This is a genomic window from Nonomuraea helvata, from assembly GCF_039535785.1.
In the GTDB taxonomy this organism is placed as follows: Bacteria; Actinomycetota; Actinomycetes; order Streptosporangiales; family Streptosporangiaceae; genus Nonomuraea; species Nonomuraea helvata.
This window is the reverse complement of the sequence record NZ_BAAAXV010000001.1, coordinates 19,461-39,584: the sequence shown is the minus strand read 5'-3', so window position 1 is coordinate 39,584 and position 20,124 is coordinate 19,461. Positions and strand designations below refer to the sequence as shown.

The 20,124-nt window shown below is 71.8% G+C and carries 21 protein-coding genes; 9 read left to right on the top strand and 12 right to left on the bottom strand.

Annotated elements, in window-relative coordinates:
- Positions 1–552: an acyclic terpene utilization AtuA family protein gene (locus ABD830_RS00185; protein WP_344984126.1), complete on the bottom strand. Its 552-nt coding sequence runs from the start codon at positions 550–552 to the stop codon at positions 1–3.
- Positions 553–614: 62 nt separating this feature from the next.
- On the opposite strand from ABD830_RS00185, the gene ABD830_RS00180 reads away from it, so the two are divergent.
- Complete coding sequence (locus tag ABD830_RS00180) at positions 615–1,676, top strand: hypothetical protein (RefSeq protein ID WP_344984125.1); 1,062 nt, start codon at positions 615–617, stop codon at positions 1,674–1,676.
- Here the strand turns inward: ABD830_RS00180 and ABD830_RS00175 are convergent.
- From ABD830_RS00175 to ABD830_RS00150, 6 genes are read right to left on the bottom strand one after another with little or no spacing between them, the layout of a single operon-like run.
- On the bottom strand, positions 1,673–2,689 hold the full coding sequence (locus ABD830_RS00175) for a M24 family metallopeptidase (RefSeq protein WP_344984124.1): 1,017 nt from the start codon (positions 2,687–2,689) through the stop codon (positions 1,673–1,675). The two genes, ABD830_RS00180 and ABD830_RS00175, sit on opposite strands and share 4 nt — an antisense overlap.
- Positions 2,686–3,594, bottom strand: coding sequence for an ABC transporter ATP-binding protein (locus ABD830_RS00170; RefSeq protein ID WP_344984123.1), 909 nt, complete (start codon positions 3,592–3,594; stop codon positions 2,686–2,688). The genes ABD830_RS00175 and ABD830_RS00170 overlap by 4 nt, the downstream gene beginning before the upstream one ends.
- The gene (locus ABD830_RS00165; RefSeq protein WP_344984122.1) at positions 3,591–4,367 is read right to left on the bottom strand and encodes an ABC transporter ATP-binding protein; all 777 of its coding nucleotides are present in this window, start codon (positions 4,365–4,367) and stop codon (positions 3,591–3,593) included. The genes ABD830_RS00170 and ABD830_RS00165 overlap by 4 nt, the downstream gene beginning before the upstream one ends.
- On the bottom strand, positions 4,364–5,212 hold the full coding sequence (locus tag ABD830_RS00160) for an ABC transporter permease (RefSeq protein ID WP_344984121.1): 849 nt from the start codon (positions 5,210–5,212) through the stop codon (positions 4,364–4,366). The genes ABD830_RS00165 and ABD830_RS00160 overlap by 4 nt, the downstream gene beginning before the upstream one ends.
- Positions 5,209–6,306: an ABC transporter permease gene (locus tag ABD830_RS00155; protein ID WP_344984120.1), complete on the bottom strand. Its 1,098-nt coding sequence runs from the start codon at positions 6,304–6,306 to the stop codon at positions 5,209–5,211. The genes ABD830_RS00160 and ABD830_RS00155 overlap by 4 nt, the downstream gene beginning before the upstream one ends.
- A gap of 12 nt (positions 6,307–6,318) precedes the next feature.
- Positions 6,319–7,899: an ABC transporter substrate-binding protein gene (locus ABD830_RS00150; protein ID WP_344984119.1), complete on the bottom strand. Its 1,581-nt coding sequence runs from the start codon at positions 7,897–7,899 to the stop codon at positions 6,319–6,321.
- A gap of 109 nt (positions 7,900–8,008) precedes the next feature.
- Here ABD830_RS00150 and ABD830_RS00145 point away from each other — a divergent pair, with 109 nt between their 5' ends.
- A complete protein-coding gene (locus ABD830_RS00145) occupies positions 8,009–8,662 on the top strand; it encodes an Lrp/AsnC family transcriptional regulator (RefSeq protein WP_344984118.1) in 654 nt (217 codons plus the stop codon).
- 14 nt (positions 8,663–8,676) lie between these two features.
- On the opposite strand, the gene ABD830_RS00140 is transcribed toward ABD830_RS00145, so the two are convergent.
- Complete coding sequence (locus tag ABD830_RS00140; protein ID WP_344984117.1) at positions 8,677–9,012, bottom strand: avidin-fold protein; 336 nt, start codon at positions 9,010–9,012, stop codon at positions 8,677–8,679.
- Between the two features lie 140 nt (positions 9,013–9,152).
- Positions 9,153–9,293 carry a hypothetical protein gene (locus tag ABD830_RS00135; protein WP_344984116.1) on the bottom strand — a complete coding sequence of 47 codons (141 nt, stop codon included), beginning with the start codon at positions 9,291–9,293 and terminating at the stop codon, positions 9,153–9,155.
- A gap of 156 nt (positions 9,294–9,449) precedes the next feature.
- Between ABD830_RS00135 and ABD830_RS00130 the strand changes: the two genes are divergently transcribed.
- From ABD830_RS00130 to ABD830_RS00115, 4 genes are all read left to right on the top strand, one after another.
- Positions 9,450–10,217: a bestrophin-like domain gene (locus tag ABD830_RS00130; protein ID WP_344984115.1), complete on the top strand. Its 768-nt coding sequence runs from the start codon at positions 9,450–9,452 to the stop codon at positions 10,215–10,217.
- 2 nt (positions 10,218–10,219) lie between these two features.
- Entirely contained in the window at positions 10,220–10,786 is a 567-nt protein-coding gene (locus ABD830_RS00125) for a hypothetical protein (RefSeq protein WP_344984114.1), read from the top strand.
- A gap of 119 nt (positions 10,787–10,905) precedes the next feature.
- A complete protein-coding gene (locus ABD830_RS00120) occupies positions 10,906–11,214 on the top strand; it encodes a hypothetical protein (RefSeq protein ID WP_344984113.1) in 309 nt (102 codons plus the stop codon).
- A gap of 111 nt (positions 11,215–11,325) precedes the next feature.
- Entirely contained in the window at positions 11,326–12,447 is a 1,122-nt protein-coding gene (locus tag ABD830_RS00115; RefSeq protein WP_344984112.1) for an FAD-dependent oxidoreductase, read from the top strand.
- 2 nt (positions 12,448–12,449) lie between these two features.
- Here ABD830_RS00115 and ABD830_RS00110 read toward each other — a convergent pair whose 3' ends face one another.
- Both ABD830_RS00110 and ABD830_RS00105 read right to left on the bottom strand, forming a co-directional pair.
- Positions 12,450–14,744 (bottom strand): bifunctional polysaccharide deacetylase/glycosyltransferase family 2 protein, encoded by a 2,295-nt coding sequence (locus ABD830_RS00110; RefSeq protein ID WP_344984111.1) that lies wholly within the window; start codon positions 14,742–14,744, stop codon positions 12,450–12,452.
- Positions 14,741–15,271 carry a hypothetical protein gene (locus ABD830_RS00105; RefSeq protein ID WP_344984110.1) on the bottom strand — a complete coding sequence of 177 codons (531 nt, stop codon included), beginning with the start codon at positions 15,269–15,271 and terminating at the stop codon, positions 14,741–14,743. The genes ABD830_RS00110 and ABD830_RS00105 overlap by 4 nt, the downstream gene beginning before the upstream one ends.
- Positions 15,272–15,469: 198 nt before the next feature.
- Here ABD830_RS00105 and ABD830_RS00100 point away from each other — a divergent pair, with 198 nt between their 5' ends.
- Complete coding sequence (locus ABD830_RS00100; RefSeq protein WP_344984109.1) at positions 15,470–17,164, top strand: serine/threonine-protein kinase; 1,695 nt, start codon at positions 15,470–15,472, stop codon at positions 17,162–17,164.
- A 169-nt stretch (positions 17,165–17,333) separates the two neighbouring features.
- Complete coding sequence (locus ABD830_RS00095) at positions 17,334–18,275, top strand: coiled-coil domain-containing protein (RefSeq protein WP_344984108.1); 942 nt, start codon at positions 17,334–17,336, stop codon at positions 18,273–18,275.
- 26 nt (positions 18,276–18,301) lie between these two features.
- Here ABD830_RS00095 and ABD830_RS00090 read toward each other — a convergent pair whose 3' ends face one another.
- On the bottom strand, positions 18,302–19,021 hold the full coding sequence (locus ABD830_RS00090) for a Clp protease N-terminal domain-containing protein (RefSeq protein ID WP_344984107.1): 720 nt from the start codon (positions 19,019–19,021) through the stop codon (positions 18,302–18,304).
- Between the two features lie 246 nt (positions 19,022–19,267).
- Here ABD830_RS00090 and ABD830_RS00085 point away from each other — a divergent pair, with 246 nt between their 5' ends.
- Positions 19,268–20,101, top strand: coding sequence for a cellulose binding domain-containing protein (locus tag ABD830_RS00085; protein ID WP_344984106.1), 834 nt, complete (start codon positions 19,268–19,270; stop codon positions 20,099–20,101).
- Positions 20,102–20,124 lie beyond the last annotated feature (23 nt).

The following is a 20,124-nucleotide window of genomic DNA, read 5'->3' as shown; positions in this document are numbered from 1 at the left end:
CTACGACGTCTGCGGCCGGCGGGCCCTGATGAGGATCCTGCTGGGCGCCTCCTGGCTGAGGCGCACCGACTCCAGCGGGACCGTGACCTCGGGGGTGCGGTAGCGGCCGCCGGAGAAGCGGGCGGCCAGGCACGCACGCGCGGCCGTCACGTCGCCGTCGAGCGAGCCGTGCCCGTCGCGGGAGATCTCCACCGCGCACGGCCCCGGCTGCGCGACCAGCACCAGCCCCGCGACGGTCGCGCCGGCCAGCGCGCCCAGGTCGTTCCTGGTCCAGCCGTAGTGCCACATGCCCGCCGCCACCACCGGCGCCGCGGGGCAGCAGCCCGGCGCGGTGCCCACCACGTCGGCACCCTGGGCCAGGGCCGCGGCGATCTCCTTCGCGCACGTCGCGGCCCTGGTGCCGACGCGCAGCCCGGGGAACTCCGGCACCGGGCCGCCCACGCCGTAGATGAGCTTGATGCCCGTTTCGACAGGTCCGGGGCCGCCGTCGTGCCACCCGCAGGCCACGACGTCGATCGACCTGGCGGACCACCACGTGCCGATGCGCAGCATGTTCTGTTGACTACCCTTTGCTGTGAGTCATAACACACTGTTAAAGGTTTACAGTTACGCAAGTGGAAGATGAGATGGTGCGGGTGCTCGGGGGCGCCGACGCGATCGTCGAGCCGCTCACGCACAACCCCAAGAACGCGGTCACGGGCGGCATCTGGCGGGTGCGCAGGGGGTCGAGGTCTGCCGTGCTCAAGGTGCTGACCCGGCGCAAGGCGGGCGGCGCGGGCTGGGAGCACTCCGACGATCCGCGCCACTGGAACTACTGGCGGAGGGAGGCCGACGTCTACGCCGACGGCCTGCCGGAGCTCTGGGCGGGCTCGGGGGTGACCGCGCCGAAGCTGCTGGAGCTGGTCGAACGGGATGACGGCGACCTGGCGTTGTGGACCGAGGACGTGGCGGGCCGGCCGGGCACCGCCTGGGACGTCGGACGCCACGCGCTCTTCGGCCGTCAGCTCGGCCTGGCCCAGGGGGCGGCGGGCGAGGTGGAGCGGCCGTGGCTGAGCCGGTCGTTCCTGCGCGACTACGCGGGGTCGAAGCCGGTGCCGTACGAGCTGCTGGAGGACGACGAAGCCTGGCGGCACCCTCTGATCAGCGAGAACTTCCCGCCGGGGCTGCGCGGCGAGCTGGTGCGGCTGCACCGGGACCGCGAGGAGTTCCTGGCCGTGCTGGAGTCGCTGCCGAGGGCGCTCTGCCACCTCGACGTGTGGCCGAGCAACGTGATCGACCGGGGCGGCGAGAGCGTGCTGGTGGACTGGGCGTTCGCGGGCGACGGCGCGCTGGGCGAGGACGTCGGCAATCACATCCCGGACAGCGTGTTCGACCTGTTCCTGCCCGCCGACCTGCTGCCCGATCTGGAGGCCGCCGTCTACGGGGCTTACGTGCGCGGCCTGCGCGAGGCGGGATGGCGGGGAGACGAGCGGCTGGTACGCCTGGCGGTGTGCGCCTCGGCGGTCAAGTACGACTTCCTGACCCCCATGATGCTGGCCGGCGTGGCGACGACGCAGGTCGGCTACGGCGGCGCCAGGCCCGTGGACGCGGCCCGGCGCTACAGGGAGCGCGGCAAGGCGCTGATGTTCCTGGCGGGCTGGGCGGACGAGGCCCGCAGGCTCGCCGGATCCCTCTAGCGCTCCAGCACCTGCAGCGTGTGCGGGTACGCGCCCAGCGGGAGCGGGCCTTCGGACGTGCAGACCACCACGTCCGCCACCCGGGCCCCGAACAGGTCGGGCAGGTAGATGCCCGGTTCCAGGCAGAACGTCATCCCCGCCGCGAAGACGGCGTCCTCGCCCGGCCACGGCCCCTCGTCGTGCCCCAGCCCGACGCCCCGGCCGACGTGCGCCGCCGCGAAGCGCCCGTACCCGCTCCCGTCGATCACCTCGCCGACGGCCCTGGCCACCTCTCCGACGGGACCGCCGGACCGTACGGCGGCCAGCCCGGCCCGATGCGCGGCCAGCACCACCGAGTACATGGCCTCGAAGTCCTCCGGCGGTTCCGCCACCGCGAACACCCTGGCCACCTCGGCGCAGTAGCCGCCCCACCGCCCGCACACCGACACCGTCAGCGCGTCCCCGGGGTTGATCACGCGCTCCCCGGGCACGTGCGCGGGGAGCGCCGAGTGCTCGCCCGCCGCCACCCGGAGCGACAGCAGCTCCTCGCACCCCGACTCGGCCGCCAGCACCCGCAGCCGGTGGGCCATCGCCCGTTCGGTCGCCCCGAACCAGGCCAGCTCCCGCGCCTGCGCCAGCACCTCTTCGGCCGCAGCCACCGCGCGCCGGACGGCCTCGACCTCGTACGGCTCCTTGCGCAGCCGCAGCGGCCACAGCACGGAGGACGCGGGCACGAGCTCGGCCTCGATCGCCAGCCCGAACAGCTCACGCACCCGCATCTCCGGATCCACCCCCACCCGCCGCGCCCCCTCGGGCAGCATCCCGGCCGGGTCGGCGGTCTCGGCGACGACGTGCCGCGTCACCACGAGGAACGCGCCCTCGCCGCCTCCGAGGAACCGGAAGTCCGGCGAGGAGCGCAGCACCAGCGCGTCCACCCCGGCCTCGTCCATGGCCGCCCGTACCGCCGCGAGCCGCGCCGTCGCCTGCCGGCGGTCTGACTGGGGCGCGGGCGCGTCGTGCGGCGCGGCCGTCACTTCGGCTCGTGCAGCCAGCAGGCGACCGGCCCGAACTCCGGCTCCTTCTCGCGGCACACGTCCATCACGAGCGGGCAGCGGGGGCTGAACCTGCACCCTCCCGGCGGATTCGCCGGATCCGGCACGTCGCCGGGCAGCTCCGCGGGCAGCACGCCCATGCCGTCCGGCTTGGGGATGGCCTGCAGGAGCGCCTTCGTGTACGGGTGCTTGGGGTCGGCCCACACCTCGGCCGTGTCGCCCACCTCGACGATCTTGCCGAGATACATGACGGCGATCCGGTCGGCGATCAGCCGCACCACGGACAGGTCGTGGCTGATGAACAGCAGCCCCGCGCCCGAGTCCACGGCCAGGTCCCGCATCAGCCTGGCCACCTGCGACTGCGCCGAGGCGTCCAGCGCCGAGATGGGCTCGTCCCCGATCAGCAGCCGCGGCCGCGCGGCCAGGGCGCGGGCGATGGCGATGCGCTGCCGCTGCCCGCCCGAGAACTCGTGCGGATGCCGCCCGGCGAAGTCCCGCGGCAGGCCGACGCGTTCCAACAGGTCGGCGGGTGACGTGGCGGTGTCGTTCGAGGTGCGCAGCCCGTCGGCGATCTGGTCGCCGACCCGCCGCCGGGGGTTCAGCGACGCGTACGGATCCTGGAACACCATCTGGATCCCGGTCAGCTTCCTGCGCCGCAGGCCGAGCGGCGTGACCGGCTCCCCGTCGAACGCGATGGAGCCGCCCGTGATCGGGTTCAGCCCGCAGACGGCGCGGGCCAGGGTCGACTTGCCGCATCCGGACTCGCCGACCAGGCCGACGACCTCGCCGGGGTTGACCGCGAGGCTGGCCCCGGCCACGGCCCGCACGGCGGGGCGGCCGGGGGTGCGGTGCTCGACGACCAGCTGGTCGATGGTCAGGAGGGTCATCGTGCCTCCGCGTCGGGAAGGGAGTCCAGCAGGGAGCGGGTGTAGGCGTGCTCGGGTTCGCGCAGCACGCGCCCGCGCGGGCCCGACTCCACGACCAGCCCGTCCTTCATCACGCTCACCTCGTCCGCCACCGCCGACATCACCCCCAGGTCGTGCGTGACCAGCAGCACGGCCAGCCCCAGCTCGTCGCAGAGCCCGCGCAGCAGCCGCAGCACGCCCGCCTGCACGGTGACGTCCAGCGCGGTGGTCGGCTCGTCGGCGATCAGCACCTTGGGGGAGCAGGCCAGCGCGATGGCAATGGCGATGCGCTGCCGCATCCCGCCGGAGAACTGGTGCGGATACCGTCCGTACGCCTCCTCGGCGCCGGGGATCCGCACCTTGCCCAGCAGCTCCACCGCCCGGGCCCGCGCCTCGGCCTTGCCCAGCTTCAAGTGGTGCCGCATGTGCTCGGTGAGCTGCCTGCCGACCGTCAGCATCGGATGCAGGCTCGTCGCGGGGTCCTGGAAGACCATGGCGACCTCGCCGCCGCGCACCCGGTTCAGCTCCTTGGGCGGCAGCGTGAGCAGCTCGCGCTCGCCGAGCCGTACCGAACCCGACACCCGGGCGCCGTGCGGCAGCAGGCCCAGCACGGCCAGCCCCGTCATGGTCTTGCCCGACCCGCTCTCCCCGGCCAGGCCGTGCACGCGGCCCGGCTCGAGCGTGAGGTCGACGCCGCGCAGGATCTCCTTGCCGCCGATGGTCACCTTCAGCCCGGTGATGTCCAGGGTGCTCACAGCGCACGCTCCTTGATCGCGCGGGCGGTACGGGGGTCGAGCGCGTCGCGCAGCGTGTCGCCCAGGAAGTTGAACGCCAGCACCACGGTCAGGATCGCCAGGCCGGGGAACGTCGCCACCCACCAGCTGTCGAACACCTCCACGCCCGAGGCCACCATCGCCCCCCACTCGGGAGACGGCGGCTTGGCCCCGAGGCCCAGGAAGGACAGGCCCGACAGCAGGAGCAGGGCGGTGCCGATGTCGAGGGTGGCCAGGACGAGGACGGGGCCGGTCACGTTCGGCAGCACGTCCACCCGCAGCGAGCGCCACACCGAGAAGCCCAGCAGCCGGCCGCTCAGCACGAACTCCCGCTCCCGCACCCCCAGCACGAGCCCGCGCGTGACCCGCGCGTACGCCGGCCAGGCCACCACCAGCACGGCCAGCACGGCGTTGGTGAGGCTCGCGCCGAGCGCCGCCGCCACCACCATGGCGAGGATCACGGTCGGGAACGCGAACACCAGGTCCGCCACCCGCATGATCGTCTCGTCGACCCATTTGCCGAAGTACCCGGCGCACGCGCCGAGCAGCCCGCCGATCAGCACCGAGAGCGCGACCAGCAGCAGCGTCAGCGGGATCGACACCCGCGCCCCGTACATGACGCGGCTGAGGATGTCGCGGCCGAGCTGGTCGGTGCCGAACCAGTGCCCGGGACCGGGCGCCGCCAGCCGCGGCAGGTCCTGGGCCAGGGGGTCGTGCGGCGCCAGCACGGGCGCGGCCAGGGCGACGACCAGCCAGGCCACCGCCAGCACGCCGCCGGCCACGGCCAGGGGCTGCCGCCATGCCTCGGGCAGTCGCTTCAAGATCATTGAAGCCTCACTCGGGGATCGATGACGCCGTACAGGACGTCCACGATCAGGTTGATGACCAGGTAGACGATGCCGACGACCAGGCCGACGCCCATGACGGCGGGCAGGTCGAGGGTGGTGGCGCTCTTGTACGCGTACTGGCCGATACCGGGCCAGGCGAAGATCGCCTCGACCAGCACGGTGCCGGACAGCAGGCTGCCGAACGCCAGGCCCGCCACGGTGATGACGGGCACGAGGGCCGAGCGCAGCACGTACCTGAACAGGATCGTCCGGCCCGGCAACCCCTTGGCCCTGGCGGCGCGCACGTAGTCCTGCCCCAGCACCTCCAGCACCGCCGAGCGCGTGAAGCGCGTGAGCAGCCCGATCGTGTAGAGCGCCAGGACCAGCGCGGGCGTGGCGAGGTGGCCGACGGCGGAGGTGAAGACGTCCCACCGGCCCGCCAGCAGCGCGTCCACCGTCTGCAGCCCGGTCACGGCGGGGGCCGCGCCGCCGAGCGCCGCGTCCACCCGGCCGCTGCCCGGGGTGAGCTGCAGGCGGTAGAAGAACACGTAGAACGCCACCAGCGCCAGCCAGAACGTCGGCACGGAGATGCCGATGAGGCTCAGCAGGCGCAGCACGTGGTCGGCGGCCCGGTCCCTGCGCAGCGCGGCGATCACGCCGAACGCCACGCCGAGCAGCAGCGACACCAGGATCGCCGCCCCGGCCAGCTCCAGCGTGGCCGGGACGAACTCGGCCAGGTCCTGGCTGACCGGGCGGTGGCTCTGCTGGCTCACGCCGAGGTCGCCGTGGAACAGCCCCTGGAGGTGGATCACGTACTGCTGCCAGAGCGGCTTGTCCAGCCCGTGCTCGGCCCGCCACTGCGCCACGATCGCCGGGTCGCCGAGGGCCCGCTGGCCGAGGTTGGCCGCCACGGGGTCGCCGGGGACGAGGTTCGTCAGGATGAACGTGACGAGCGTGATGCCCCAGGCCATCAGGACGGCGAGGAGGATGCGCCGGATCAGGAAACGGGCGAGCGGATGGACCCGTGCCGCCCGGTCCCGGCGAGCAGCACCGGGACCGGGCGGTGAGTCAGGCGCGCCCGGATTGTCGGACACCTAGGAGACCCCTTACTTCACGCCGAGGTCGGCGACGTCCACCGTCCACACCGGGTGGTACTCGAGCCCGGTCACCGACGCGGCCGTCACGATGTTCTGGCTCGGCTGGATCAGCGGGATGAACGGCCCCGAGGCGTTGAGCTTGGTCTGCACGTCCTCGTAGGCGGCCTTGCGGGCGTCGTCGCCGATCGCGACGGCGGCCTTGGCACCGGCGGCCTCGATCTCCTTGGCCGCCCCCGCCTTCCAGCCGGCCCGCAGGCCCACCGTCTTGCCGGGCAGGAACGCCAGGTAGTCGCTCGGGTCGGGGTAGTCCGGGCCCCAGTACCACAGGCCCAGCTCCTCCTTGCCGTTGCGGTAGTTGTCCAGCGCCGTGGTGACCGGCGCGGGCTGCAGGTCCACCGTGATGCCGACCTCCTTGAGGTTGGCCTGGACGCGCTCGGCCAGCGGCTGGAACGACAGGCCGTTCACGGTCAGCTCGCTCGGGTACTCCAGCTTGACGGTCGGGTTCGTCAGACCGCTGGCGGCCAACGCCGCCTTGGCGCCCGCCACGTCGCGCTTGGTGGCCGCGGCGGCGGGCAGCGCGCCGAGCAGCTGCGACGGGATGACGCCCGGCGCCTGGGTCGCGCCCTCGCCGGCCAGCTCCAGCAGGCCCGCGTAGTCCACGCCCTTGCGCACCGCCTCGACGAACTTGGCGTTCGGCGTGGTCTTGCTGACGCCGGAGTCCTGGTTGGCCAGCAGGAAGATGACGTTCGCCGAGGCGGTCTTCTTGACCTGGAGGGTCGCGGGCATGCCGGTGACCTGGTCGCCCGACAGGTTCAGCGCCACCTGGCTGTCGCCGCGCTGCACGTTCAGCTTCTGCGTGGCCGCCTCGACGTTGCGGATGACGACCTTGTCGTAGGCGGGCTTGGTGCCGTAGTACTTCGGGTTCGCCTTGAGCGTGACCTGGCTGCTCACGTTGAACGACTCGATCTCGTACGGCCCCGAGCCGGCGGAGGCCGAGTTCAGGTACTGCTCGGCCTTGTCCTGGGCGTCCTCGGTGGCGCCGTGCTGCTTGGCGAGCTTGCTGTTGATGATGCCGAGTGCCGGGTTGGGCAGGATGTACGGCAGCGCCGGGTTGGCCGTCTTCGACGTCAGCGTGATCGTCGAGTCGTCGGTCTTGGCCACCTCGACGCCGTCCAGCAGGAACGACGGCGTGCCCTTCATGTCACGCACGCGCGTCAGCGAGAACACCACGTCGTCGGCCGTCACCGGCGACCCGTCCGAGAACGTGGCGCCCTTCTTCAGCTTGAGCGTCAGCGTCTTGCCGTCCTTGCTCAGCTCGTACGACTCCGCGAGCGCGGGCACCGGCTTGGTCACGTCGGCCCCGTCGAACGTCAGCAGCGTCTCGTAGACCGCCTTGCCGACGATCAGGCCCGTCGGCTCGTACGTGCGGCCCGGGTCGGCCGTCTTGAGGTCGAAGGACGTGTCGATGACGAGGGTCTTGCCGCCACCGCCGGAGGCGGCGGGGGACTGGGAGCTGCCGCCGCTTCCGCAGGCGGCGAGGGCGAGTGCACCGGCGAGCAGCACAGCCGCCGTCTGCGAGCGGGTTGCCATGGTAGGTCCTCCAAGATTTGGACGTTCGTCAGAAGGATGTCGAGGATTGTGCGGCAGAACGTCCAGGTCCCGCGCGGTCGGCGAGACGTATATAAAGGTCAGTGAGGTAATGATGAGTGATATTTCTAGAAATGGTGCTGGCGGTGGCGGTCAGCCTGGACGGATCGGCATCGGTCTCGAGCTGGACGAGATCCACATGAAGATCCTCGAGGTCCTGCGCGAGAACGGCAGGATCTCGGTCGCCGCGCTGGCCGAGCGGGTCGGCATCTCCCGTGCGAACGCCTACACCCGCTTCGAGGCGCTGCGCGCCGACGGCGCGATAAAGCGCTTCACCGCGGAGATCGACCACGTGCGGGCCGGGCTCGGCATCACCGCGCTGATCTTCGTGACCGTACGCCAGCAGATGTGGAAGCAGTTCAGGGCCGAACTGGCCCGGATGCCGGAGGTCGAGTACTGCGCGATCACCACGGGGCAGCACGACGCCATGATCCAGGTACGCGTGTCCGACGTGGCCGCCGTGCACACCATGGTGACCGACCGCCTGGCCAACATCCCGGCGGTCAAGGCGACCGAGACGGTGTTCATCCTGGACGAGGTGCTCAGGCGGCCGTACGTGCTGCCCAGTGACCGTGACCGCGACAGGGACCGGTCCCGCCCGTCACGGCGGCCCGTCCAGGAGGGCGCCCAGAGCGGCGTGCCGCTCGGCAAGATGCGCTTCGTCGGCGCCGCCGAGGGCCGCGCCGCACTCCGCAAGGATGATTGAGCGCGACGGCGCGGTCAGGCGACTTCCCGGCAGACGCTCACGTGGACCGTGTCGTCCCCGTCGAAACTGAACTCCTCCACCAGTCGCAGCAGCCCGTCGTCCGCCTTCTCGATGCGGCTGCTGCTCTGGCCGCCCGCCGTCCCACCGGCCTTCAGCGCGTGCACGTACGAGATCGACACCAGGTCGCCGTCACGTGTGCCGACGAAGTGCCCGTGAGTCACGGTGTCGCCGGTGTAGCTGCCCCACACCACTCCGTCGGACTCCTGATAGTGGAACTCCGTAGGGCTGTCCTGGTCGACGACGCTCGCTGTGGAGCTCACCATCACGAATTTGCGGCCGTTGAGATTCACGCCCGCCATGGTGCCCACATTTCCTGAAATGTCATCATCCTGCTGGACGGATAGTGAGGGACGGCGGTCAATGATCGACAATCCGTCCATCCGGCGGCATCAGCGCGCGCCGAACGGGAGCAGACCCGCTATCCGGGCGGTCAGGGCTCCGGGTGGCCCTCGTCGGCCCGGTGGACGCGGGTCCAGGTGGCACCGCATCCGCAGCGGTACTCCTCGATCAGATTTCCGTCCTCGCTGACCGCCAGACCCTGGTTGACGCGGACGTGGACGTGCTCGCTCATGGGCCCTTCCTTATGTTTGCCCAGCTCACAGCAGTTTTGCCTAGGGTACCGTCCCCGCCGCTTGCCCGGGACTTTGCTCTTCCGCGCCTGACGCCAACATTGCACTGTGTGATAGTAATGTGACGTTACGTATCCACGAGGTTCGGGAGATTCTTCATGGTGGCGTACCTGCTCTCGATCTTGGCGGCCGTGGGCGCCGTGGCGCTCACCGCGCTGGTGTTCAGGAAGGTCAAAAGAGCCGGCGAGGACCGCGACCCCAACGGGCCGTCCGCCGCGCACGCCGGGGCGATGCTGTCGGCCATGTTCCTGCTGGTGTTCGCGATCGCGATCATCGTGCCCTGGACCACGGCCGACGCCGCCCGCCTCAACACCCACGCCGAGAGCCAGGCGGCGGTCGACGCGTACTGGGCGGCCTCAGGACTGCCGGACGCCGCGCCGCAGGACGTGCGCAGGGCGCTGCGCGACTATGTCACGTTCGTCGTCAGGGACGAGTGGCCGCTCATGGGCGAGGGCCGGATGGACCCGGTCGGCGCCGCCAGGATCGACGAGCTGCGCGGCCGCGTCACGAACCTGCCGGTCACCGGCGACCAGCAGAAGGAGGCCAGGACCAGCGTGCTGGGATACCTCAGCACGCTCTCGGCGGCGCGGGCCCAGCGCACCGCCGACGCCGCCGCCACGCCTCCCCAGGGCCTGCTGGTCCTGACCATCCTCACCGGCGCGCTGGTCGTCGTCTTCCCGTTCCTGGCCGGGGCCAGGCCGAAGGGGCTCGCGATGCTGCCGCTGGTGGCGACGGCGGGGCTGCTGGGCTTCGGCACGTACCTGAGCTGGGACATCTCCCACGCCTTCGCTGGACCGCTGGCCGTGGGGCCTCAGGCGTTCCAGGGGGCGCTGCAGGAGTTCGCGCGCATCGGCGGGGGGCTGTGAGCGTGGGCGTCAGACGCGCGCCGCTGCTGCTGGCCGTGGCCCTGGCCGCCGTGGCCGTCGCCGGTCCCGCGGCGGCCGACCAGGGGCCAGGGCCTCATCCATGGCCCCACCCGGTGCCACGCGTGTCCGTACGCCCGCCCGCGCCCCCCAAAGGCGTCACCGTCGGGCCCACGGTGTCCGTGCCCCGGGTGCGGACCTGGCGGAAGCCGGTCCCCGGGGTGTCGATCTCGATGCCGCCCGGCAGACGGGCGGCGCCCAAGGTCACGGTGCCCGGCGTGACCATCTTCCCGGGCGGGGTGTGCACCGGCCGGGTCCAGGTGGGGCAGTGCCCGCGCAAGGTGCCGCATCAGGTGCCGCATCAGGTGCGGCGGCCGGTGCCCTGGACGACGCCGGTACGCGCGCCGACCCCTGTCCCCACGCCGAAGGTGACTCCCCGGGAGCCCTTGCGGCGGCAGGTCGCGGCCGCGCCCTCCCGCCGCAGGAGCCCGATCGCCACCGTGCTGGTGATGACCGTGCTCGTCTCGGCGATCACCTCGACGACGGCCGTGGCGTTCCGCGCCCGCCGCTGATCAGGGGGACGGTTAATCGGGTGCCGCGTCCCGGCGCCCCATGGCACACTGGCCGCCGGACTGGGCGATCATCGTCCGGGTCCGGTGGTGGTGTGCGATTGATCGGGGGAGTGGCGGCTGTGGCTGACGAAGAGGTGCTGACCGGCGGCGGCGTCAACCACGTGGTCAGGGCCGGCGACACCGTACGGCGGCCCGCCGGGGCCTGGACCCCGGCCGTGCACGCGCTGCTCGGCCACCTGGAGGGGCGAGGGTTCGCCGGGGCGCCCCGCGCCCACGGGACCGACGGGGAGGGGCGGGAGATCCTCGACTTCATGCCCGGCGACGCTGCCGGCTTCCCGCTGCCGGAGTGGGCGCAGACGGACGAGGCGCTGGCGGCCGTCGGCGTGCTGCCCTCACGGGCTGACCTGCGGACGCCGCGCCGGCCGTGAGCTCGGAGATCGTCTGCTCGGCCGCCTCCCGACGGCCCCGCACGAACGTGCTCGCCTCCAGCGGGCACATGCGCGTACGGCGCGTGACCCGGGCGGGTGCTCTGACGGCCGGTGGGAAGACCGCGAGGCTTCCGGCGGTTTCACGTGATCGTGGAGGAGACCGAGGTAGTGGTGATCGGCGCTGGGCAGGCGGGGCTGTCCAGCGCGTACTTCCTGCGCAGGTTCGGGTTCGAGCCGGTCGTGCTGGACGCGGGCGACGGGGCGGGAGGGGCGTGGCGCCACCGCTCGCCCTCGCTGACCATGGACAAGGTGCACGGGATCTTCGACCTGCCCGGCGTGCCCCGCGACCTGGAGGTGGACGGCCGCCGCCCTGTCGCCGAGGTGGTCCCCGCGTATTACGCGGCCTACGAGGAGGAGCTGGCGCTGGACGTCGTACGACCGGTGAAGGTCACCTCCGTGCGGCGCGACCCGGACGGTCGCCTGGTGCTCGCCACGGGCGCGGGGGAGTGGTCGGCCCGGGCCGTGGTCAACGCGACCGGCACCTGGACCCGTCCGCACTGGCCCTACTACCCGGGCGCGGCCGGTTTCGAGGGGCGCCAGCTCCACTACGCGAGCTACCGCGGGCCGGAGGAGTTCAGCGGGCGGCACGTGATCGTGGTGGGCGGGGGAGCGTCGGCGATGCACGTCCTCTCCGAGATCGCCGGCGTCGCCGCCGGCACGGCCTGGGTCACGCGGCGGCTGCCCGTCTTCCGGGACGGCGACTTCGGCGAGAACGCCCGGCGCGAGGCCGTCGCCCTGGTCGAGGAGCGCGTCCGCGCCGGTCTCCCGCCGCAGAGCGTGGTGGGGGTCACCGGCCTGGGGTACAGCACGGTCGTACGCGAGGCCCTGGCGAAGGGCGTCCTGAACCGCCTGCCCATGTTCGACCGCGTCACCGCGCACGGCGTCACCTGGCCCGCGGACGAGCACTCGGCGACGGGCGGGTTCCTGGCCGCGGACACGATCATCTGGGCCACCGGCTTCCGCTCGGCCCTGGACCACCTCGCGCCCCTGCGTCTGCGGGAGCCGGGCGGCGGGATCAAGGTGGACGGCACCCAGGCCGTCAACGAGCCCGCGCTGCAGCTCGTCGGCTACGGCCCGTCCGCCAGCACGATCGGCGCGAACCGCGCAGGACGCACGGCCGCGCGCAACGTCCGCGGCTACCTGGCCGGCCGACCGGCCCGGCCCGCCGCCTGACTCTAGTGGCTCCCCTCGGGGACGCGGACCTGGAACGGGTGGGCCGGGGCGTCCCCGGGACCGCTGAAGGTCCCTTCCCGGCGTACGGTGTGCCAGCGCAGCCGTACGCCCAGCAGGGCCGTCGCCAGTGACTGGATGACCACGAGGTACATGAGCTGGCGGTAGACGAACTGCTGGAGCGGCAGCACCCAGAGCGCCGAGGCGCGCTCGCCGTCCAGCCGGAGGGCGTACCAGCCGGTCAGCGCCTGCACCACCACGAAACCCGCCCATACCGCGACGACCGGGAGCGGATCGCCCAGGACCGTGTTGTAGATCGCCATGAGGTCGACGACGGGAGCCAGCAAGGGCAGCAGCACCTGGAAGAGGGCCAGGTAGCCGAGGCAGCGGCGGCCGAACGGGCCGGGCTCGAGCACGGCGCGCCGGTGCTTCCACATCGCCTGCAGGGTGCCGTAGCACCAGCGGTAGCGCTGCTTCCACAGCTGGCCGAGCGAGGTCGGCGCCTCCGTCCAGGCCAGCGCCTTCTCCTCGTAGACCACGCGCCATCCGGCCCGGCACAGCGCCATCGTGAGGTCGGTGTCCTCCGCCAGCGTGTCCGCGCTCACCGCGCCCAGCGCCATGAGCGCCGAACGCCGGAACGCGCCGATCGCGCCGGGCACGGTCGCCATGCAGTCGAGCAGCTCGAAGGCGCGCCGATCGAGGTTGAAGCCGATGACGTACTCGACGTGCTGCCACCGGCCGATCATGCCGCGCCGGTTGCCGACCTTGGTGTTGCCGCTCACCGCGCCGACCGCGGGGTCGGCCAGCTGGCGGACCAGGTGGCCGATCGTGGCGGGTTCGAAGACGGTGTCGCCGTCCACCATGACGACCAGCTCATGGGCGGCCTGGGCGATGCCGGTGTTGAGCGCGGCCGGCTTGCCGCCGTTGGGCCGGCGGATCACGCGTACCCCGGGGAGTCCCAGCGCCTCCGCCAGTTCGGCGGTGTCGTCCGTCGAGCCGTCGTCGACGACGAGGATCTCGAGTTCGCCCTGGTACGTGGTGTCGACCAGCGACCGCACCGTGGCCTGGATCCCGGCGGCCTCGTTGTAGGCGGGCACGATCACGGTCACCGGCGGGGGCGCGGACCACACGGGAGCCCGGCCCTTGCGCCGCTTGCCACCCCTGGTGCGGGCCGCGTGCACCCACGCGAGCACGGCGAAGAAGCCGAGCCGCCCCAAGGTGAGCGCTCCCGCGGCCAGCAGCACCCATGCCAGCGCGCCGGCGAACGCCTCCGAGGCACGCTGGGCGAGGTTGAGCGCGGAGCCGGCGAACCGCTCCACTCCGCCGGCCCGCTGGTGCGCCGAGGGCATGCCGAGCGCCGTCGTCACCGTGACGGCGCGGTAGCCCTTGCCGGTCAGTTCCCGCAGGACGGCCCCGACGGCCTCGACGGTCTGCCGCCTGTCGCCGCCCGAGTCGTGCATCATCACGACGGCGCCCCGGCCCCTGTCCGGGATCGACGACGCCGCGATCTTCGATGCTCCTGGGCGGCTCCAGTCCCTGGTGTCGAGGTCCGTCAGCGTGACCAGGTAGCCCTCGGCGGCCAGGGCCTTCATCCCCGCCCACTGCGGCCCGGAGATCGCCGCGGGGGTGGAGGAGTACGGCGGGCGGGCCAGCGTGGTGTGCAGCCCTGTCGCTCCGGCGAGCGCACGTTGCGTCAGCGACAGCTCGAGCTTGAGCCGCCAGGCCGGCAGCGCCGCGAGGTCGGCGTGTGAGTAGGTGTGGTTCCCCAGCTCGTGGCCCTCGGCGACGATGCGCCGCGCCAGCTCGGGGTATTTCGCCACCTTGGAGCCGACGGTGAAGAAGGTCGCCTTGGCGCCGTACTTCTTCAGCATGTCGAGCACCTGCGGAGTCCACGCCGGGTCGGGACCGTCGTCGAACGTCAGCGCGATCGTCCTGCTCGGCAGGCGGGCGCTGGCGGGCCCGTTCGCCGTGATGTTGAGTACGGGGCCGCCGCGCCGGACCTTCTCCAGCTCAGGGGGTGGAGAGCCGGCGGCGGGCGGGGGCGCGTGCGTCTCGCCGACGACGTTGGTCACGTATCCGTTGAGCACCAGCGCGGTGGCGGCCAGCAGCAGGCAGACGGCGAGCGGGAACCAGTGGCCCTTGGGGTCGGCCGGGGGCCTCGCGGTCGGTGCGGGCGGCTGCGCAGGCGGGTTCCGCGGTGCTCCGTCCCCTGGCTGAGTAGAGCGGTAGTCCTGCCAGGCGGGGACCGGCGCGGACGGCCACACCAGCTTGTCCCCTGGAGAGGGGGCGCGCGAGCTCACTTCTTCGGGCCCTTCGTCCGGTTCGGATCCAGTCCCGGCGGCGTCCGGTCCTTGCCGGGCGGCTCGGTCGCGGCGTCCGTGGGGTCGGCGGTGGGGCCGGTCGAGGTGGGCTCGGAGCTGGACTCCGGATCCGTGCTGGGCCGCGACGTGGTCCGCGCCGGTCGCGGCGAGGTCTGCCCGGATGTCGCCGACGGCCGGACCGGGCGGGTGGCGCTCGGGGTCGGACGGCGTGATGGCGAGCGTGTCGCCACCGGACGTGTCACTGAGGGGGTCGGCTGCTCGGACGACCGCTGGCGAGGCGTCGGCGTGCGATCCGGCGAAGCCGTCCGGTCCGCCGCTCCCGGGCGGTCACCCGGCCAGCCGTTCACTGACAGTGTCGTGCTGGAGAACATTCCGCCGATCACGACGGCGAGCAGCGCGAGAGCCAGGACGCTCGCGGCGATCGAGCCGATCATGATCAGCCTTCGACGGCGGCCGCTCTGGTTCACGAAGACGGCTGTCGTGTTGCTGTGTTGCTCAGGGGACACGCGGGAATCGTAGTGATAGGGGATGAAATAGGGGAATCCGGTCGTTCCACACGATGATCGCGGAACCTACTATGTAACGTAGTAAACATACCGATTGTGGTCGTGGGGCGATCACTCTTGCGGAGGGGCTCGACACGGGGTGTGACCCCAGGTTAGCGTCCTGACATAAGGATCTTTATCCGGTCAGGAGGTCCCAGGATGGAAGTTCCCGGCTACACCGAGATCCGGGAACTCGGACACGGCGGGACAGGGCGGGTGATGCTCGCCGTACGGGACTCCGACGGAGAATCCGTCGCGATCAAGCACCTGTCCGAGCCGCTGCGCGCGGACGAGGAGTTCGTGGGGAGGTTCCGGGCGGAGGCGGAGGTCATCCGCGAGATCGACAGCCCGCACACCGCTCGCCTCCTGGAGTACGTCGAGGGCGAGGACGACGCCGTCATCGTGATGGAGCTGGTCGACGGCGTCACGCTGCGGCGGCTCCTGGAGCACGAGGGCGCGACGGGCCCGGAGGCGGCGCTCGTGGTCCTGAAGGGCGCGCTGCTCGGACTGGCCGAGGCGCATCAGCGCGGGGTCGTGCACCGGGACTTCAAGCCCGAGAACGTCATCATCACCCAGGACGGCGAGAGCAAGCTGGTCGACTTCGGCGTGGCGGCGCACTTCGGGGAGACCGCCTCCCTCGTCGGCACCCCCTCCTACATGGCCCCCGAGCAGTGGGAGGACGCCCCGGCCGGCCCCGCCACCGATGTGTACGCCGCCACGCTGGTGTTCTACGAGTGCCTGACCGGCCACCGGGCCTTCCACGGCGAGAACGTGGCCGCGCTCGCCTACCAGCACCAGCACGTGCCGCCCCCGCTGGAGGACGTCGACGAGCCGCTGCGCCCGCTGCTCGAACACGGGCTGGCCAAGGATCCGGCGGGGCGCCCCGGGTCGGCGGAGGCGTTCCTGACCGAGCTGGAAGAGGTCGCGCTGGCCACGTACGGGGAGGAATGGGACCAGCGCGGACGGGCCGGGCTCGGTGCCCTGGCCGTGCCGCTGGCCGCGCTGCTGCCGAGGGCGGAGACGGCCGCCGCGGAGAGCACCACCACCGTGTTCAAGACGACGCTGACGCCGGCGGGCAAGTTCGTGGTGACGGGCGGGCTGGTGCTGGCGACCGCGGCCGCGGTGACGTCGGCGTTCGTGATCTGGGCCGATGCCCCCGGGCCGGGGCCGGGCGTCGCGCTGCCGCCCGGCACGTCCTCCCCGGCGGGCACCCTGGCGCCCGCCTCGCCCACCTCGGCGGCTCCCACCTCCGCGCCACCGACCTCCGCGGCGCCCACCTCCTTGGGCCCCACCCCGAGCGAGTCCGTCACGGGTACGCCGCCCGTCACGTACGTCGGTGAGCCGAGCACGGTCCCGTCTGTCCCGCCCGTGGTCCGGCCGACCGGGGGCGGACCACGCACCGAGCCCCCCGCGCCCACCCGGCAGCCGACCGGCCGCCCGACGACCCGGCAGCCGACGGCCTCCAACCGGCCGACCGCGCGCCCGACCACACGTCCGCCCACGAGCGAGCCCCCGGCCACCAGGCCCCCGACGACGCGGCCTTCCACCAGCGAGCCGCCGGCCACCAGGCCGCCGACGACCCGGCCACCGGAGACCCGGCCGCCCACCACGAGCGCTCCGGATCCCGGCACGCAGCCTCCGGTCAGGAACAAGCCGCTCATCTCCGTCTCCGTCAAGGTCTCGGTGAACGTGCCGCTCCTCAGCGGCAAGGGAGACGGGGTGCTGGACGCCGACGTCGGTCTCGGCCTGGGATCGAGCCTGCTGGGGCTGGTGGTCGTGCCGGGCTCGGTGCTGGTCGGACGGCAGATCGTGGTGCGAAGGGTCCGGCGACCACGTGATAACGAAAAGTCATGAGTTGTGTGCCGGGGGGCGTGATCCTCTACTATCAGCAGTCGGATAGAGGGCGCCCCCCGGCCTGAATACATGCTGACCGGAACCTGCCCTGCGGCTCGGGGTAAGGAGAAGTGTGGCGGTTGCCTCCCGTGCCGACCGGCTACGCGGCCCAGTCCGTACGCTCTCTGCGGTGACACTCGGGGCGGTGCTCCTGATGGCGGGGACTCCGGCGGAGGCCGAGCCCAAGCCCACGGTGAAGCAGCTCAAGAAGGAGCTGTCCGCGCTCCAGAAGGATTCTGACAAGCTCATCACCGAGTACTACAACAGCAGAATCGCCCAGCAAAAAGCTGAAAAATCGGAAAAAGCCGCGCGCGAGAAGCTGGCCGCCGCCCAGGCCGTCTACGAACGCGAGTCCGTCGAGCTCAGAGCCATGGCCGTCAGCCAGTACATGGGCGGCGAAACCGGCCAGCTCGCCCTCCTCGCCGGCAACCAGGACCCGTCCTCCTTCCTCGGTCGCATGGCGCTCAACCAGCACCTCGTCGACCTCCAGGACGCGCGGCTGCGCGGCTACGCCCAGGTCAGGGACGCTCACCAGCAGGCCAAGGACGAGGCCGACGCCCGCGCCAAGGAGCTCACCAGTACGGTCGACGACCTGGAGAAACGGAAGAAGAAGGCCGAGAAGCAGATCGACCGGATCAAGGACAAGATCGATCAGCTGTACACGGCTCCGGGGGTGCGGCGGCCGGACGGCACGTGGGTGCCGCAGCTGCCCGGCGGGTCCGACAACATCACGCCCAGGATGCGGCTGGTCAAGCAGCTCATCGGGGAACGGTTCGACGTTCCGTTCGGGATCGGGTGCTACCGGACGATCCAGGACGGTGGCGAGCATCCGCTCGGGCGCGCCTGCGACTTCATGCTGAGCCGGGGCGGCGCGATGCCGTCGGCGGGGGAGGTCGAGCGCGGCAACCAGATCGCCGCCTGGGTCATCAAGAACGCCAAGCGGCTCGGGATCATGTACGTCATCTACCGGCAGCGGATCTGGCACGTCAGGACAGGCACGTGGCGCACCATGTCCGACCGGGGTGGGACGACGGCCAACCACTACGACCACGCGCATATATCGGTGTATTAGGGCCCGCTGAGGGCCCTAATCACCGATCATCCGGGCTGGCCGAGGACGGTGTGGAGCATGCGCTTGATCTCCGGCTCCGCGGTCTCCGTGGTCAGGCCGAGCCCGTTGAGCGCGGCCACGGCCGCCCCCTCGCCGAGGGCCAGCAGGCCGAGCAGGACGTGCTCGGTGCCGACGTAGTTGTGGCCGAGCCGCAGTGCCTCGCGCAGCGTCAGCTCCAGGGCCTTCCTGGTCTGCGGGGCGAGCGGCAGCAGGTCGGGCGCGGTCTGGCCGCCGGGGCGCAGCATCGCCTTCATGACCTCCTTGACCTGGTCCAGGGGCGCGCCGAGCCGCACCATGGCCTTGGCCGCCAGCGCCTCCGGCTCGTGCAGCAGGCCGAGAACGAGGTGCTCCGGCTCGATGGTCTCGCTGCCGGCCTCCCTGGCCTCCTGCTCCGCCGCCACGACCACGTTGCGGGCGCGAGGGGTGAAGCGGCCGTAGGAGGCCATCTGCTCGGCCAGCCCTCCCTCCTTGGGCACGAACCGTTTCTGAACGGCCTGCTTGGTCACGCCCATACTGCGGCCGATCTCGGTCCAGGAGGCGCCGGAGTGGCGGGCGTGGTCGACGAAGTGGCCGATGAGGTGATCGGCCACTTCGCCGAGGTGCTCGCCCAGCGTCACGGCGTCGGTGAGCTGCTCCAGGGCGTTGCCGTCGGGGTGACGGCTCTTGATCGCGTTGATGAGGTCGTCGAGACGTACGGTGGCATCCATGCGTCAACCATAGGTTGACGCAAGCAGGTCGTCAACCTTGGGTTGACGCTGAGGCTGCCAGAGATAGATGTCACTGCCCAGCGATATCCGGCTGACGGCTAAACCCGGTCCAGGAATTGAAAGATTCATCCGCCCACACGGTTCACCAGGAGCTACGCGCGGTGGATCCAGTGGTTCGTTGCCCCCATGCATGAGCGCGCACACAATGTCCGTCGAGACGGCCGGGCGACGGAGGGGTGCTGGCTGATGCAGAAGACCTGGGTGGGCTTATCGGGACTCGTCGCGGCGGTCGCGTTCATCGCGTTGCTCGCCGGAACCGCCATGGCGGCCCTGGACGCCGTGCCGTCCTCGTCGCCGGATCCGTCCGGCTCGCCGGCCCCGTGCAGTACGGGGACCTCGCTGCCGACACCACCCCCCAGCAACAGTCCGCCGACCGCGCCCGCGACACTTGAGGTGGTACGGGTGCTGTTCAACTCGGTCGAGTTGCGCTGGACCGCCGCCACGGACAACAACGGCATCGCCTGCTACCGGGTACGGGAGCGGCGCGACGGCACAGCCACCACGATGGCGACGTTCCAGGCGACGGCCACCGAGGGCACGGTGTACCTGCCGTGGCCGCCGTTCGGCGTGCCCTCGCAGACGCACATCCTGGACGTGGTGGCCGTGGACACGTGGAACACGCCAGGGCCCGCCTCCCCCACGGTGACCGTGACCATCTACAACGACGTCATCTCGTCACCAACGCCGCCGCCGGTGGGCGACTGTGACGTGACGTACGCGTCGTGGGCGTGGAACTCCGGCATGAGCACCAACCTCACGATCACCAACACGGGCAGCACACCCATCCGCGACTGGCGCCTGACGTTCAACTTCCCCGACGCGGGCCAGCGCGTCACCTCGGGCTGGTCCGCCGCCTGGTCGCAGACGGGCACGGCCGTGACGGCCGGGCACCCGCAGTGGAACAGCGACATCGCGCCCGGACAGACCCTCCGCATCGGCTTCACCGGCTCCAGCACGGGCAGCAATCCCGCGCCTACGGCCTTCTACCTCAACGGCGCGAGATGCCGGATCTCACCGTGACGTCCGTCCTCAGCGGAGAGCAG